Origin of the sequence: Cellulomonas iranensis NBRC 101100 = JCM 18110, from assembly GCF_001552375.1 — a bacterium.
Classification (GTDB): domain Bacteria; phylum Actinomycetota; class Actinomycetes; order Actinomycetales; family Cellulomonadaceae; genus Cellulomonas; species Cellulomonas iranensis.
In genome coordinates this window covers 1-14,880 of record NZ_BCRB01000087.1, presented here as the reverse complement: position 1 = coordinate 14,880, position 14,880 = coordinate 1, and the positions used below count along the sequence as shown (strand labels likewise).

General features: G+C 76.6%; 15 protein-coding genes and 1 riboswitch. Of the genes, 10 read left to right on the top strand and 5 right to left on the bottom strand.

Annotated features, from left to right (window positions below; all coding sequences use genetic code 11):
- Positions 1-47 precede the first annotated feature (47 nt).
- Positions 48-470, bottom strand: a complete 423-nt coding sequence (locus CS2_RS15190; protein ID WP_070320616.1) for a VanZ family protein — start codon at positions 468-470, stop codon at positions 48-50.
- Between the two features lie 64 nt (positions 471-534).
- On the opposite strand from CS2_RS15190, the gene CS2_RS15185 reads away from it, so the two are divergent.
- A complete protein-coding gene (locus CS2_RS15185; protein ID WP_070320615.1) occupies positions 535-1,857 on the top strand; it encodes a UDP-glucose dehydrogenase family protein in 1,323 nt (440 codons plus the stop codon).
- Positions 1,858-1,892: 35 nt separating this feature from the next.
- Here the strand turns inward: CS2_RS15185 and CS2_RS15180 are convergent, their stop codons facing one another.
- A complete protein-coding gene (locus CS2_RS15180) occupies positions 1,893-2,438 on the bottom strand; it encodes a CAP domain-containing protein (RefSeq protein ID WP_070320614.1) in 546 nt (181 codons plus the stop codon).
- Complete coding sequence (locus CS2_RS15175; protein WP_070320613.1) at positions 2,425-3,726, bottom strand: EAL domain-containing protein; 1,302 nt, start codon at positions 3,724-3,726, stop codon at positions 2,425-2,427. Before CS2_RS15175 ends, CS2_RS15180 begins: the two co-directional genes overlap by 14 nt.
- Positions 3,727-3,828: 102 nt before the next feature.
- On the opposite strand from CS2_RS15175, the gene CS2_RS15170 reads away from it, so the two are divergent.
- The 4 genes from CS2_RS15170 to CS2_RS15155 all read left to right on the top strand — a co-directional run bounded on the left by CS2_RS15170 (position 3,829) and on the right by CS2_RS15155 (position 8,381).
- The gene (locus CS2_RS15170; RefSeq protein WP_082740274.1) at positions 3,829-4,314 is read left to right on the top strand and encodes a MarR family winged helix-turn-helix transcriptional regulator; all 486 of its coding nucleotides are present in this window, start codon (positions 3,829-3,831) and stop codon (positions 4,312-4,314) included.
- The gene (locus tag CS2_RS15165) at positions 4,311-5,633 is read left to right on the top strand and encodes an MFS transporter (RefSeq protein ID WP_046530176.1); all 1,323 of its coding nucleotides are present in this window, start codon (positions 4,311-4,313) and stop codon (positions 5,631-5,633) included. The genes CS2_RS15170 and CS2_RS15165 overlap by 4 nt, the downstream gene beginning before the upstream one ends.
- 106 nt (positions 5,634-5,739) lie before the next feature.
- Positions 5,740-7,548 (top strand): DUF4012 domain-containing protein, encoded by a 1,809-nt coding sequence (locus tag CS2_RS15160; protein ID WP_070320612.1) that lies wholly within the window; start codon positions 5,740-5,742, stop codon positions 7,546-7,548.
- 137 nt (positions 7,549-7,685) lie between these two features.
- Positions 7,686-8,381, top strand: coding sequence for an LPXTG cell wall anchor domain-containing protein (locus CS2_RS15155; protein ID WP_070320611.1), 696 nt, complete (start codon positions 7,686-7,688; stop codon positions 8,379-8,381).
- A 76-nt stretch (positions 8,382-8,457) separates the two neighbouring features.
- Here the strand turns inward: CS2_RS15155 and serC are convergent, their stop codons facing one another.
- Positions 8,458-9,600 (bottom strand): phosphoserine transaminase, encoded by a 1,143-nt coding sequence (gene serC / locus CS2_RS15150; RefSeq protein ID WP_233421210.1) that lies wholly within the window; start codon positions 9,598-9,600, stop codon positions 8,458-8,460.
- Positions 9,601-9,725: 125 nt separating this feature from the next.
- Here serC and CS2_RS15145 point away from each other — a divergent pair, with 125 nt between their 5' ends.
- The 4 genes from CS2_RS15145 (at position 9,726) to CS2_RS15130 (ending at position 13,450) form a co-directional block, all read left to right on the top strand.
- On the top strand, positions 9,726-10,415 hold the full coding sequence (locus CS2_RS15145) for an iron-dependent transcriptional repressor DtxR (protein ID WP_046530178.1): 690 nt from the start codon (positions 9,726-9,728) through the stop codon (positions 10,413-10,415).
- 283 nt (positions 10,416-10,698) lie between these two features.
- Positions 10,699-10,921, top strand: a riboswitch (cyclic di-AMP (ydaO/yuaA leader).
- Positions 10,922-10,924: 3 nt separating this feature from the next.
- Entirely contained in the window at positions 10,925-11,704 is a 780-nt protein-coding gene (locus CS2_RS15140) for a C40 family peptidase (protein ID WP_046530179.1), read from the top strand.
- A 158-nt stretch (positions 11,705-11,862) separates the two neighbouring features.
- Positions 11,863-12,408 carry an HNH endonuclease gene (locus tag CS2_RS15135; protein WP_082131623.1) on the top strand — a complete coding sequence of 182 codons (546 nt, stop codon included), beginning with the start codon at positions 11,863-11,865 and terminating at the stop codon, positions 12,406-12,408.
- 109 nt (positions 12,409-12,517) lie between these two features.
- Positions 12,518-13,450 carry a universal stress protein gene (locus CS2_RS15130; RefSeq protein WP_046530180.1) on the top strand — a complete coding sequence of 311 codons (933 nt, stop codon included), beginning with the start codon at positions 12,518-12,520 and terminating at the stop codon, positions 13,448-13,450.
- A 19-nt stretch (positions 13,451-13,469) separates the two neighbouring features.
- On the opposite strand, the gene CS2_RS15125 is transcribed toward CS2_RS15130, so the two are convergent.
- Positions 13,470-13,967: an Lrp/AsnC family transcriptional regulator gene (locus tag CS2_RS15125; protein WP_233421209.1), complete on the bottom strand. Its 498-nt coding sequence runs from the start codon at positions 13,965-13,967 to the stop codon at positions 13,470-13,472.
- A 161-nt stretch (positions 13,968-14,128) separates the two neighbouring features.
- On the opposite strand from CS2_RS15125, the gene CS2_RS15120 reads away from it, so the two are divergent.
- Positions 14,129-14,880: hypothetical protein (locus CS2_RS15120; RefSeq protein ID WP_156442161.1), on the top strand; the 752-nt coding region annotated here is incomplete at its 3' end.

Here is a 14,880-nt window from a genome sequence, read left to right as displayed (position 1 = left end):
CGCACCGCGCGGGGTCCCGGCCCGTCGTCGTCCGTGCGGGCGGGCCGTCACGCGCCCCGGCGCGCCCGCGCCCGGGCGGCGAGCGCGAGCGCCGCGACCCCGACGGCCGCCCCGAGGGTGTTCATCACGACGTCCTGCACGGTCGACACGCGCGTCGGCAGCGCGAGCTGCACGGTCTCGACGAGCGCCGACGTCGCGGCGCCCAGCAGCACCACGGCCCACGGCCGCGCCACCAGGAGCCCGACGAGCACGCCGAACGGCACGAACATCACGACGTTCGCCGCCGCCTCGACGCCGAGGTAGGTGACGGGCAGGCCGTGCGCGGCGAGCCACGCGACGGCCGCCCGCACCGCGCCGAGCGTCCCGTCGTCCGCAGGTGCGGGGGAGAGCGTCACCGCGGCCACGGCCGCGAGGTAGGCGACGAGCGCGACCACGACGACGCGTCGCGCGCGAAGTGTGACGGGCGTCACTGGCGGTCTGACCGGTTCATCCCGGTACCCTCGCACACGAGGACACTCGACATCGGGGGGCGATGTGCGTATCTCAGTCATCGGTTGCGGTTACCTCGGGGCGGTCCATGCGGCGAGCATGGCGTCCCTCGGCCACGACGTCGTCGGGGTCGACGTCGATCCCGGGAAGGTCGCCCGCCTCGCGGCCGGCACGGCCCCGTTCTACGAGCCCGGGCTGCCCGAGCTCCTCGCCGAGGTCGGCGACACCGGGCGCCTGACCTTCAGCACCGACATGGCCGACGCCGCGGGTGCCCGCGTGCACTTCCTCTGCGTCGGGACGCCCCAGCAGCACGGCGAGTTCCGCGCCGACCTGTCCTACGTCGAGTCGGCGTTCGAGGCGCTCGTGCCGCACCTCGCGCCCGGCGACGTCGTCGCGGGCAAGTCGACCGTGCCGGTCGGCACCGCCGAGGACCTCGCCCGCCGCCTCGTCGGCACGGGCGTGACGCTCGTCTGGAACCCCGAGTTCCTGCGCGAGGGCTTCGCGGTCCAGGACACGCTGCACCCCGACCGGCTGGTCTACGGCCTGCCGTCGGAGGAGGGCGTGCCGACGCCCGAGGGCGACGCGGCGCGCGCCCTGCTCGACGAGGTCTACGCGACGCCGCTGGCCGAGGGCACACCGCTCGTCGTCACCGACTACGCGACGGCCCAGCTCGTCAAGGTCGCCGCCAACTCGTTCCTCGCGACGAAGATCTCGTTCATCAACGCGATGGCCGAGCTGTGCGAGGCGACGGGCGCCGACGTGACACGTCTGGCCGACGCGATCGGCTACGACGCGCGCATCGGCCGGCGCTTCCTCAACGCCGGGCTCGGCTTCGGCGGCGGCTGCCTGCCCAAGGACATCCGCGCGTTCATGGCCCGCGCCGGTGAGCTCGGCGTCGACCAGGCGCTGTCGTTCCTGCGCGAGGTCGACGCGATCAACATGCGCCGCCGCGTGCGCGTCGTCGACCTCGTGCGGGAGGTCAGCGCCGGGTCGATCGTGGGGCGCCGGATCGCGGTGCTCGGCGCCGCGTTCAAGCCCGACAGCGACGACGTCCGCGACTCGCCGGCGCTGTCCGTCGCCGCGCAGATGCAGCTGCAGGGTGCGCAGGTCACCGTGACGGACCCGCAGGCCGTCGAGAACGCGCGCGCGAAGTGGCCCGACATCAAGTTCGCGTCCTCCGCGCAGGAGGCCGTGCAGCAGGCGGACGTCGTGGTGCTCGCCACCGAGTGGGCGGAGTACCGCGCGCTCGACCCCGCGGAGCTCGGCGACCTCGTCGCGCGGCGCGCGATCGTCGACGGCCGCAACGTGCTGGACCCCGCGGCCTGGCGTGCCGCCGGGTGGACGTACCGGGCGCTCGGGCGCCCCTGACGACCGGTCGTCGGCCCCCGACCTCGACGGGCGGGTCAGGGGCCGACGAGCACGAGCGAGCAGAGCACCTGGCCCGCGTCGGGCACGCACGCGGCGGCGGCCTGCGTGAGCGCCGGGTCCTCGATGTTGGCGCGGTGCCCGGCCGAGCCCAGCCAGGCGTCGACGACGTCGGCCGGGGGAGCGGCCGCGCGCGAGAGGTTCTCGGCCGCGGTGCCCAGGGGCGCGCACGCCGCGAGCACGGGCCCGAGCGGCGCGTGCTCGAGATCGGCCCCGACCAGGGCGGCGGCGCGCTCGCCGGCCGGGCCCTGCGCGCACGGTGCGGCCTGCCACGCGGGCAGGCCCGCGGCGGTGCGCGCCGCGTCCGCGGCCGCGAGCAGCTGCGCCGCGTAGGCGTCGAGGTCCGTGCTGGGCCACGGCGACGACGCGGTGCGCGGCGACGAGGAGGGGCGTGGCGCCGCGTCACGGAACGCGGCCGCGGCGACCGCCCCGCCGCCCAGCAGCGCCGCGCCGACGAGCAGCCCCGTCGCCACCAGGCCCGGGCGCGACCGGCGCGGCGCGCGCGCGGCGTCAGGACGAGGCACGGGCCCAGTGCATCGCGACGTCGTAGCGGTCCCAGCGCGCGGCACCCGACGCCGGTGCCTGGGTCGCGTTGACCAGGACGGCGGTCTCGCGCAGCGTCAGGCCCAGCAGGCGGGCCCGCGCCAGCACCTCGCCGCCCGGGTCGGCCCACCGCGGCGCCCGCGCGGGCGCGGGGCTGCGGTGCCGGTCGACCGCGCCGCGGGCGGCGGTCAGCGCGACGACGTCGGTGCGTGCGGCGTGCTCGAGCACCGCGGCGTGCACCGCGTGGTCCTCGGCGCCGAGCCGGGCGCCGCGCTCGAGGTGCGTGTCGAGCAGCAGCGCGTCGACGGGCAGCTCGTCGAGCGCGACGAGCGGCTCGCGGCCGGCCCCGTACCCGGTGAGCACCACGCGGTGCCCGCGCGCCCGCAGCGCGCGCAGGGCCTCGACGACCTCGGGGAGGTCGGCGAGCCAGGCGGCGACGCCCACCCACACGTCCGGCGGGCAGCGGTCGAGGAGCGCCTGGACGAGCGCGCCGCGCGCCGGGCCGGTGCCGGACAGCACGGCGGTCGCGTCCCACACGACGGGTCCGTCGTCGACGTCGGGCACGACGACCCGGGCGACGGCCTCGCTCGTCGCGACGGCGGCGTCCGCGAACCGGGGGGACCGGGTCACGGCGAGGAGCCCCTCGGCGCGTTCGGCGTGGGGCCCGTCGGCGCCGTAGGCGTGCAGCCGCACCTGCGTGCCGAAGCGCGCGCCGGTCGTGGCGTCCCACAGCGGGCGACGGGTCGCGCGCAGGTCGGCCCAGGGGTCCTGCGCGGGCAGCGAGCCGCGCGGTGCGACCATCCGCTCGACGGCGCGTGCGACGACGTCGGACGAGTCGCGCGCGGGCCCCTGCGCCGTCGTGACGAGCGGGGCGGGGCCAGCGGCCCGGTCCAGCTGGGCGTGCAGCTCGGGCAGGCGCGCGCGCAGCGTGCGGGCGTCCTCGGGGGTCGACACGACGAGGGCGGCCGCGGCGGCCTCGCCGATCGCGACGACCGACCCCGCGCGGTCGGCCCACCGTTCGAGGTCGCGGCACAGGACCCGCTCGGCGGCGTCGAGGCCGCGCGCGCGGCCGGGCAGCGCGCGCGTGGTGGGCGTGTCGAAGCCGAGGGCCACGACGGTGAGCACGGCGGACTCGCTGCGGATGCGGTCGCACTCGGAGCCGAGCGAGACGGGCGTGGCGCGGTGCGTCACGGGGTCGGTCGACGACGCCAGCAGGCGCTCGACCGCCAGGGCGTCGCTCGCGACGTCCCAGTCCGAGCCCTTCGTCACGATTCCCTCCCCATCGTCCGACTGTTCCGCACCGACGGGTGCGGGCGCAAGGCGGGTCCACGGCAGGTCGTGACTGCAGGTAATGATGTAAAGTAATGACCTGTGACCTTCGCACCGGATCCCCCGCAGTCCGCCGGGCTCGCCGCTCCCGACGCCCACGCGGCCGTGCACCCGGACCTCGCGCTCGCCACCGAGCTGCGCGTCACGCTCGGCCGCACCACCCGCCGGCTCAAGGGCGAACGCGGCGACGCGGGCCTGTCCGACCCCCAGTTCAACGTCCTCGCGATCCTCCTGCGCGAGGGCCCCATGACCCCCGGGCGCCTCGCCGAGCACGAGCGCATCGCCGCGCCCGCCATGACCCGCACCGTCAACTGCCTCGTCGAGCGCGGGCTCGTGCGCAAGGACGAGCACCCCACCGACGGCCGCCAGGTCGTCGTGTCCCTCACGCCGCAGGGCGAGGGCGAGGTCACCGAGACCCGCCGCCGCCGCGACGCCTGGCTGTCCGCCCGCCTCGCCGGGCTGACGGCGGCCGAGCGCGCGACCCTCGTCGCGGCGTCCGACCTGCTCCGGAGGATCGCCGCGTCGTGAGCTCCACGTTCTCGTCCCTGTCGTACCGCAACTACCGCTTCTGGTTCGCCGGCGCCCTCGTGGCGAACGTCGGCACCTGGATGCAGCGCGTCGCGCAGGACTGGCTCGTCCTCACCGAGCTCTCGGACGAGTCGGGCGTCGCCGTCGGCATCACGACCGCGCTGCAGTTCGCGCCGACGCTCGTGCTGTCCGCGTGGGCGGGCCTGCTCGCCGACCGGTTCGACCGGCGCAAGCTGCTCGTGCTCACGCAGGTCGCGCAGGGCGCGCTCGCGGCGGGCCTCGGTGCCCTGGTGCTGTCCGGGCACGCGCAGCTGTGGCACGTGTACGCGTTCGCGGGCCTGCTCGGGGTCGTGACGGCGATCGACGCGCCCGTGCGGCAGACCTTCGTCGCCGAGCTCGTGCCGCAGTCGCGGCTCTCGAACGCCGTCGGCCTCAACAGCGCGTCCTTCAACGCGGCACGGCTCATCGGACCGGGGCTCGCGGGCCTGCTCATCGCGGCCGTCGGCAGCGGCTGGGTGTTCGTCATCAACGCGGCGACGTTCGCCGCGACCATCGGCTCGCTCGCGCTCATGCGCCGGTCCGAGCTCTACCCGATGCCGCACGCGCCGCGGGCCAAGGGGCAGATCCGCGAGGGCATCGCCTACGTGCGCAACCGGTCCGACATCCTCGTCATCATGGTCGTCGTCGGCGTGGTCTCGACCTTCGGGCTGAACTTCCAGCTCACGAGCGCGCTCATGGCGCGCACCGAGTTCGGGCGGGGCGCGCAGGAGTACGGCGTGCTCGGCTCGGTGCTCGCGATCGGCTCGCTCACCGGTGCGCTGCTCGCGGCCCGGCGCGACCGCCCGCGCGTGCGCCTCGTGATCGGCGCGGCGTTCGGGTTCGGGGTCGCGACGGGCGTGCTCGCGCTGATGCCGACGTACACGTCGTTCGCGGTCGCCTGCATCCCCGTCGGCCTCGCGTCGCTCACGATGATGACGGCGGCGAACTCGAGCATCCAGATGTCGACCGACCCGGCGATGCGCGGCCGGGTGATGTCGCTCTACATGATCGTGTTCCTCGGGGCGACGCCCGTGGGGTCGCCGGTCGTCGGGTGGATCGGCGAGACGTTCGGGGCCCGCTGGTCGATCGGCATCGGCTCGATCACGGCGCTCCTCGTGTCGGTCGGTGCGGCGTGGTGGGCGCGCAGGCGCTGGGACGTGCGCGTGCGCTACCGCGTGGGCGCACGGCCGCACCTGCAGGTGCTGCACCCGGCGGACCGGGCGCGGGCGTCGCAGCGCGTGGCCGCGCAGGACGCCGCGGACGCGCAGCACGCCGCCTGACGCCACGGCGTCGCACGCGGGGCGCCGTGGTCCGACCGGGCGAACTGCGGGGTGAAAGCCGCCACGCCCGACATGTCCGGAAAGCGTGCTGTGTCACGATCCACGCATGGACGTGACGCCGACGGTGACGGGCCGGCCCGCCGAGGCCGCCCCTCCGCTCCGGCCGCCGCAGGCGGGCGGGACCCCGCGCCCGCACCGGGGGCGGACCGTGCGGCGCGCGCTCGCCGGGCTGCTCCTGCTGGTGGTGCTCGCGGGTGCGTGGGTCGGCTTCCGCGCGTGGCAGGCGGCGACGGCGCTGCAGGACGCGCGGCGGCAGCTCGCGGGCGTCGACCTCGACGCCGCGGCGCTCACGTCCGCCGCGGACCTCACGGACCTGCACGCCGCGACGTCCCGGGCCGCGGCCGCCGCCGAGGACCCCGTGTGGCGGCTCGCCGAGCACGTCCCGTGGCTCGGGGACCAGCTCGCGGCCGTGCGCGTCGTCGCGACCTCGCTCGACGACGTCGTCGCCGGCGCGCTGCCCGCGGCCGACGACCTCGCCGTCCTGCTCGACGGCGGCGCCCGCGGGGCCGACGGCCGGTTCGACCTGGCGGCGCTCGGCGCGGTGGCGACGCGCGTGGCGGACACCGCGGGCGCGGTCTCCGCGGCGCGCGAGCGGCTCGACCGCGTGGAGCCCGACGCCCTCGTCGGGCCCCTCGCGGACCCGGTGCGGCAGGCGCAGGACGCCGTGGACCGCCTGGACCGCGCGGTCGGCCCCGCGGCGCGCGTGGCGGGCGTGCTGCCCGCGATGCTCGGGGCCGACGGGCCGCGCACGTACCTGGTGCTCGCGCTCAACCCGGCCGAGCTGCGCGCGGCGGGCGGCATCGTGGGTGCGGTCGTCGAGGTGCGCGTGGCCGACGGCGCCGTCGACGTCGTGGCGATCCGCACCACGGCCGACCTGCGCGGCGTGCGCGACCCCGTGCTGCCGCTGAGCGACGAGGAGCGCGCGCTGTGGGGCGACGGCCTGGGCCGGTGGGTGCAGAACGCGTCCTCGACCCCCGACTTCCCGCGCACAGCGGCGCTCGTGGCGGCCCACTGGGCCACCGTGTCGGGCGACCCGGTGGACGGCGTGCTCGGCACCGACCCGGTCGCCGTCGCGGCGCTGGTCGACGCCACGGGCCCCGTGCCCGACCCCGACGGCGGGACGCTCGCGGGCGACGGCCTCGTCCGGGCCCTGCTGCGTGACGCGTACGTGCGGCACCCGGGGGCGGAGGCCTCCGACGCGTACTTCGCGCACGTCGCGTCGAACGTCGTGGCGGCGGTCGGGGCCGGGCAGGGCGACCCGCAGCGCCTGCTCGCCGCCGGGCGGCGCGCGGTCGACGAGCGGCGGCTGCGCGTCTGGTCGGCGCGTGCCGACGAGCAGCGCGTCCTGGCGGCGACGGTCGCCGGGGGAGCGTTCACGTCGGGCCCGTTCGCCGACGACCCCGGCCTCTTCCTCGACGACGCGACCCAGGGCAAGCTCGGCGCCTACCTCGACGCCGACGTGACGTTCCGTGACGCCCGCTGCGTGGGGCCGGACCCCTTCGTGACGGCGGTCGTGCGCCTGCACCTCGAGCCGCCGGGCGCCGTCGCGTCGGCGTTGCCGGTCGTCGTCGGCGCGCCGGGCGAGGGTGTCGCGCCCGGGACGCTCCTGACGTCGGTGTCGGCGTGGTCGGGGCGCGACGGCGAGCCGCTCGTGGTCCGGCGGGACGGCGCACCGGCCACGGGCCGCGTGACGCGCGCCGACGGTCGCGTCGTCGTGCAGGTCGCGTCCCGGCTCGCGCCCGGGGCGACCCAGGAGCTCGCGGTCGACCTGCCGCTGCACGACGGGGCCGTGACGCTGTGGACCACGCCGACCGTGACGTCGCCCGGTGCGGCGACCTTCCGGTGCCCCTCCTGACCGGTCGACCACGCCCGGACGGGTGAAAGACGCCCGAGACGTCCGAATCACCCGTCCAGGAGTAGGCCAGGGGCTCTCGACGCGCGAAGATGGTCCCGAATTGTCCGTTTCTTCTCACCCCGTCTCGGGAGGCAGCCATGCGCACGTCCGTCCGGGTCTGCGCCGTCGCAGGCCTTCTCCTGCTCCTGACCGGGCTCGCCCCGACGGTCGCCACCGCCGCCCCGGGCGACGTCGCCGCGGCCGACGACTGCACGCGCGGCACCGACGACTACGGGGCCGAGCTGCCCTGCGAGGTCGACGTCGCGGCGCTGAGCGCCGTGTGCGACGCCGACGTCCCGCGCCTGCAGTACGCGCTGGACCCCGTGGGCACCGACCACCGCACCGTCACGATCACGTTCGTCAACCCGACCGGCGGGCCGGACGTCGTCTACGCCGACCAGCCGCTGTCCGGGTCGGTGCCGTGGCCCGGCGCCGTGACCGACGCGTCGGGGCGCGGGGTCGACTGGCCGGGCTGGCGTCTCGAGGGCGGCCGCTGGGTCGAGGGCGACGAGTACGACTGGGCGCGCGGCTCGGTCCAGGTCGACTTCCACGTCAACCCGACCGCGTCGGCCGTCACCACGTACCCGCAGTCCTCGGCGAGCTGCCTCACGTCGCCCGAGCGGTCCGACGTGCTCGTCGCCGGCGGCGACGTCGCGTCGGCGGCCGGGCCGCGCGTCCGTGCCGAGGTGCTGTCCGCCACGGGGGCGACCGCGGGACCGGTCGTCCTGGTCGGGGCGGGCCTGGTGCTGGCCGGCGCGGCCGGGGTGCTGGTCGCACGCCGTCGTCGCGCCTGACGCGCGGGTCGCGCCTGACGCGACGGAGCCCGGCACCGCACGGTGCCGGGCTCCGTCGTGTCGTCCTGCCGGCGGGTCAGACGAGCTGCGCGACCACGTGGTCGACGCACGCCGTGAGCGCGCGCACGTCCTGCGGGTCGACCGCGGGGTACATGCCGACGCGCAGCTGGTTGCGGCCCAGCTTGCGGTACGGCTCGATGTCCACCACGCCGTGCCGGCGCAGCACGGCCGTCACGGTCGGTGCGTCGATCTCGGGCGCGAGGTCCACGGTCCCCACGACCGGCGAGCGCAGCGCGGGGTCGGCGACGAACGGCGTCGCCCAGTCGCGGCTCTCGGCCCACGCGTACAGGTGCCCCGACGACTCGGCGGTGCGGGCCGCGGCCCACGCGAGCCCGCCGTGCGCGAGCATCCACTCGACCTGCTCGGCCAGCAGCACGAGCGTCGCGACCGCGGGCGTGTTGAGGGTCTGCTCGGCGCGCGAGTTGGTGACCGCGGTCGTGAAGGACAGGAACTCGGGCACCCAGCGGCCCGACGCCTCGACGCGCGCGGCGCGCTCGACGGCCGCGGGTGACGCGAGCGCGAGCCACAGCCCGCCGTCCGACGCGAACGACTTCTGCGGCGCGAAGTAGTAGACGTCGGTCTGCGCGACGTCGAGCGTGGTGCCGCCGGCCGACGACGTGCCGTCGACGACCACGAGCGCACCGGACTCGCGCGACCCCGGCACGCGCCGCACGGGCGCGATCACGCCCGTCGACGTCTCGTTGTGCGGCCAGGCGTACGTGTCGGCGCCGTCGACGAACGCGGGGACCGCGACCTCGCCGGCCGGTGCCGACACGACGTGCGACGGCTCGAGGAACGGCGCGCGCGTGGTCGCGGCGGCGAACTTGGCGCCGAACTCGCCGAACTGCGCGTGCGCGGCGCGGCGCTCCACGAGGCACAGCGTGGCGACGTCCCAGAACGCGGTCGAGCCGCCGTTGCCCAGCACGACCTCGTAGCCGTCGGGCAGGTCGAACAGCGTCGCGAGGCCCGAGCGCACGCGCGCCACGACGTCCCGCACGGCGGCCTGCCGGTGCGACGTGCCCAGCACCGTGCGCCCGACCGCGGCCAGCGCCTCGACCTGCTCGGGGCGCACGAGCGAGGGGCCGGACCCGAACCGGCCGTCGCGCGGCAGGAGGTCGGCGGGGATCGTCACACGGGCGAGGGCGTCGGCGGCGGGCACGAGGCGAGGATAACGACGCCCGACCTGCGGCCCGCAGCCCGTTCACGTGGGCGGGTCCGACTACCCTGGGCACCTGAGGCGGTCCCGCAGCACGGGCCGTGGCACGCGACGTGGGAGGCCGAGCGGTGAGCGACCTGATCGACACGACCGAGATGTATCTCAAGACGATCTACGAGCTCACCGAGGAAGGCATCACCCCGCTGCGTGCGCGCATCGCCGAGCGGCTCGGGCACTCCGGCCCGACGGTCTCGCAGACCGTCGCCCGCATGGAGCGCGACGGCCTCGTGGTCGTCACGGGGGACCGGCACCTGGAGCTCACGCCCGACGGCCAGTCGAAGGCCGTGCGCGTCATGCGCAAGCACCGCCTCGCCGAGCGGCTCCTCACCGACGTCATCGGCCTGGACTGGCCCCACGTCCACGAGGAGGCGTGCCGCTGGGAGCACGTCATGAGCGAGCGCGTCGAGCAGCGGCTCGTGGCGCTGCTCGACCATCCGCACTTCGACCCGTACGGCAACCCGATCCCCGGGCTCGACGAGATCGGGGAGGCGCGCACCGAGGTGCGGTTCCTCGACGGCGTCGTGCCGCTCACCGGCGAGCGGGCCGCCGCCGGCGGCACCGCGGTCGTGGCGCGCATCGCCGAGCCGCTGCAGGTCGACGTCGAGCTGCTCGCGCGGCTCGCCGAGGCGGGCGTGCAGCCGGGTGCGCACATCACGGTCGAGCGCGTGGCGGGCGTCGTGACGGTCGGCGTCGCGGGCTCCGGCACGGTCCTGGACCTGCCCGAGGACGTCGCGCGCCACATCTTCGTCGGGGTCTGAGCCCGCGCGCGGGCGGTGCCCGTCGCGCAGGTCGTCGACCCGTCGGGACCCACGAGGGCGGCCCTGCACCGGACCGGCGCGGGGCCGCCCTCGTCGCGCCGTCGTGCCGCCGTCGACGTGCGCGCGTCAGGTGTCGACGACTCGAAGGTTGGCCTGGCGTGTCGCGCGGCGTGTCGGACGTCGGTCCATGACCTCCCCGAGATCTTCGTGACCAGAGCGTGACAATCGCGCCGGGGGTCATGTACGTTCGTCCTGCTTCTCGGAACCCTCCTCCGTGGAGCCCTCGAGCGGAACGCCGAACCCTGCCGCCGCTCGCAGGTCCGTACGACTCGCCGGCAGGGGCGGGGGAACCACTTTGCGGGTACCGGTGACGGTGCCCTTGGGGTGAAGCCGGGCGGACGGTACGGCAGCACGCACGAAGGTGCGGGTGGCCGTGGCGGACGACCGGCCGGGTGATCTCCCACCCGAACCCGACAGCTCACCTCGTAGGCGCCAGGAGAGGCACCACGTTGTCCGAAAGCACCACCCGGGCGCGACACCGCGCCGCGCGTCGTCCTTCGACGCCGCTCACCGAGCTGGCCTCCGCCGCGTCGGAGCAGATGGGGACCGTCGGTCGGCGTACCGCCGTCGTCGCGGCCTCGTCGGGTCTCATGGTCTCGATGGTCGCGGTCCCCGCGACCGCCGCGGACCACGTCGCCGCCCCCGCGCTCGCCGCCGTCGACACGGCCGCCCTCACGGCCTCCGCGCGTGCGGTCCTCAACACGTCCCCCGTGGTCGCGTCGCCCGCCGAGGCCGTGTTCACGGTCGACGCACCGGCCGTCACGGCCGAGAAGCCGGCCCCGCCGCCGCCGCCGGAGCCGGTCCGCACGCGGACGGCGTCCCGCACGGCCGAGCGTGCGGCCGCGACCCCCGCGGCGCAGACGCAGGCGACCAACAACCCGATCCCGCAGTCGGTCTCCGGCAACGCGGTGCTCGAGGTCGCGGCGCGCTACGTCGGCGTCCCGTACGTCTCGGGCGGCTCGACGCCCGACGGGTTCGACTGCTCGGGCTTCACGTCGTACGTGTACGCCCAGCTCGGCATCTCGCTGCCGCGGACCTCGTCCGCCCAGCGCAACGCCGGCCAGGTCGTCTCCCGCGCCGACGCCCAGCCGGGCGACCTGATCTGGAGCCCCGGCCACATCGGCATCTACGCCGGTGGCAACCAGATGATCGACGCCCCTCGACCGGGCAAGACGATCCAGTTCCGGTCGATCTGGCAGAGCAACCCCACGTTCATCCGGATCGGCTGAGCCGGTCCGATGCCGCGAGGCCCCGACGACGTCCACGTCGTCGGGGCCTCGTCGCGTTCTCCCGGGCCGCAAAGGACGTGCGCGTACGCTGGTCCGGCATTCACGCTGTTCCTCGCCCACGGCCGGCAGCCAGCCGGTCCGACCACCGGGAGTGCACCGTGCTGACGACCGCCGCCGACCAGGCCCCCCGCACCGACGCGCGCGCGGACGTGCCCGCGCGGACGCTGCTGCTCAACGCGAGCGGCGAACCGCTCTGCATCGTCACGCTGCACCGCGCGGTGGTGCTCGTCATGACCGGCAAGGCGACCGTCCTGGAGTCCGACGGCCACGTGCTGCACTCCGCGCGCGTCCAGATGCCCGCACCCGTCGTGCTGGTGCTCACGCGGTACGTGCGCGTGCCCACGCGGCGTCCCGTGCCGCCGACGCGGCGCACGGTCCTGCAGCGCGACGACCACCGCTGCGCGTACTGCGGGGGCGGCGCCGACACCGTGGACCACGTGCACCCGCGCTCGCGCGGCGGCCGGCACGAGTGGACCAACGTCGTCGCGGCGTGCCGGCGCTGCAACCACCGCAAGGCCGACCGCACGCTGCACGAGCTCGGCTGGGAGCTGCCCTTCCTGCCGCGCGCCCCGCGCTGGTCCGTCACGGTCGGCGGCGCCGCCGGGCGGCCCGAGCCGGCGTGGTCGCCGTACCTCGTCGCCTGACGCGCGACCCGCGCGGACCCGGTGCCGTCGGGCGCCGCGCCCTGTGCCACGATGGCAGGGCCGGACCATCGGGCGCACCGGGGCGCCGCACGCGACGCAGGAGGGCGACATGACGCGCGAGCACGAGATCCTCGTGGGGGTCGACGGGTCCACGGCGAGCCTGCACGCGCTCGACTGGGCCGCCGCCGAGGCGCGGACCCGCGGCCTGGGGCTGCGCGTGCTCGTCGCCTACTCGTTGCCGTCGTTCACCGCCGCGTCCCTCGACGGAGGCTACGCCGCGCTCGACGACGACACCATCCGCGCGGGTGCGCAGGCCGTGCTCGACGAGGCGCTGGGCCACCTCGGCTCGCCGGGGGTCCCCGTGCAGGGGCGTGTCGTCACGGGCGACGCGGCGGCGGCGCTGGTCGAGGAGTCGCGACGCGTCGAGCTCGCGGTCGTCGGCACGCGGGGCCGCGGCGGCTTCGCCGACCGGCTGCTGGGCACCGTGTCGTCGGCGCTGCCGGCGCACGGCTGGTGCCCGACGGTCGTCGTCCCGCTGCGGGGCGACGACGGGCACCCGCTGCCCGACGGGGAGGTCCCGCCGCTGCGTCCCGTGCGGCGCATCGTCGTGGGCGTCGACGGGTCGGCGCCCGCCGAGGCGGCGCTGCGCGCGGCGATCCGCGAGGCCGCCGCGTGGGGTGCCGAGCTGTTCGCGGTGTCGGGCGTGCCGATCGCGTCGATGGCGGGTGCCCTCGCGTGGCTCCCGTCGGCGGTCGACCACGAGCAGGTCCTGAGCGACGCGCAGGAGGGCCTCGACGTGGTCGTCGACCGCGCGCTGGCCGGGCACCCGGGCGTCGTGGTGCAGCGGCGCGTGCTGGACGGCACAGGCGCGGAGCTGCTCACGGAGTTCTCGGAGGCCACCGACCTCATCGTCGTGGGGTCGCGCGGTCGGGGCGGGTTCGCCGGGCTGCTGCTGGGCTCGACGAGCCAGGCCGTGCTGCACCACGCGCGGTGCCCGGTGATGGTCGTGACGACGCGTTGCGAGGACCCGGCCGCGGGCTGAGGTCGAGCGCGGTCCGGGGTCAGACGTCCCGGGGCGCGTCCGGCGCGGCGACCGCGGTCGCGGGCACGGCGTCGGGTCGGCGCACGAGTGCCGACAGGACGACCGTCGAGCGGGTGCGCGCCACGAACGGCTCGGCGGCGAGCCGCTCGACGACCTCCTCGAGGTGCCGCATGTCCCGTGCGCGGACCTGCACGACGAGGTCGACGTCGCCCGTCACGGTCGACGCGGTGACGACCTCGGGGTAGCGCTCGACGGCCGTGCGCATGGTCGCGGGGCTCGTGGAGCCCTGGCAGAAGATCTCGACGAACGCCTCGGTGTGCCAGCCCAGCGCGGCGGGGTCGAGCTGCACGGTCCAGCCGCGGATCACGCCGCGCTCGCGCAGCCGGTCGACGCGTCGTTTGACGGCGGGTGCCGAGAGCGAGACCTCCGCCCCGACCTGGGCGAACGTCGCGCGGGCGTCGCGTGCGAGCGCGCGCAGGATGGCGCGGTCGAGGGAGTCGAGCCGGTCGGGGTCCACGCAACCATCGTGGTCCATCGGGACGACCGTGCCCTGATCGCCGTAAATGCACGGATGTGCAGGACATCTGGCCATATGTGCCACCGATTGCGACACGCAGCCTCACGTCGGAGGCTGCACGTGCCGATGCGTCCAGCAGGCGCGACGACGTGGGGGAGACCATGAGCGAACGGCAGGGCACCGGGGCAGGCCGCGACGGCCGACCCGCGGGGGGTGCCGCGGCGCCCGTCGAGGCACCTGCACGCGCGGTCCCCCTGATCCCCACCCAGGCGGGTCACGTGCTGTCGGGCCCCGTCCCGGTCGTCCCCGCGTCCGGTGTGCCGCAGCAGCGCACGCCCGCGAACGGCGACCCCGGCGAGCCCCCGGCCACGGACGCCGCGTCGCCCGCGTACCCGTCGCACCGGCGCCAGGTCGTCGCGCTGCTCACCGCCGCGGCCGTCCTGGTCTCCGCGGGCGGCGTGTGGGCCGTGCAGCAGGAGCGTGCGGCGCGCGCGGATGCGGCCCGTGCCGCGCAGGCCCGCGTCGACGCCGTGCGCGCGGGCGTGGGCGACGAGCTCGCGGCCGCCCGCGTCGACGGCGTCGTGGCGGGTGCCGCGATCGCGACGGTGCAGCGCGCGGCGGCCGGTGACCAGGCGCGTGCGGCGGTCGAGCACGCGTCGGCGACGCTCGCGTCCGCACCGCAGGCGGGCGACGGACCGCGCGGCGCGCTCCAGCAGGCGATCGACGCGACGTCCGGGGCGGTGGGTGCACCGGCCGTCTCGCTCACGACGCTCCGGACCGTGACGGCCGGTCTCGCGGCGCCCGAGAAGGGCGTCGTCGACGCGCAGGCCGCGTGGCAGGCCGCCGAGGACGCGCGCGTCGCGGCCGAGGAGGCGGCACGTGCCGCCGCCGCGCAGGCGGCCGCCGCGCGCGC

Bases quoted from the DNA above. Each gene is read 5' to 3' on its own strand.
- CS2_RS15160 (WP_070320612.1), top strand. From the start codon at position 5,740: ATGGACGTGACGCCGACGGTGACGGGCCGGCCCGCCGAGGCCGCCCCT.
- CS2_RS15155 (WP_070320611.1), top strand. From the start codon at position 7,686: ATGCGCACGTCCGTCCGGGTCTGCGCCGTCGCAGGCCTTCTCCTGCTC.
- CS2_RS15130 (WP_046530180.1), top strand. From the start codon at position 12,518: ATGACGCGCGAGCACGAGATCCTCGTGGGGGTCGACGGGTCCACGGCG.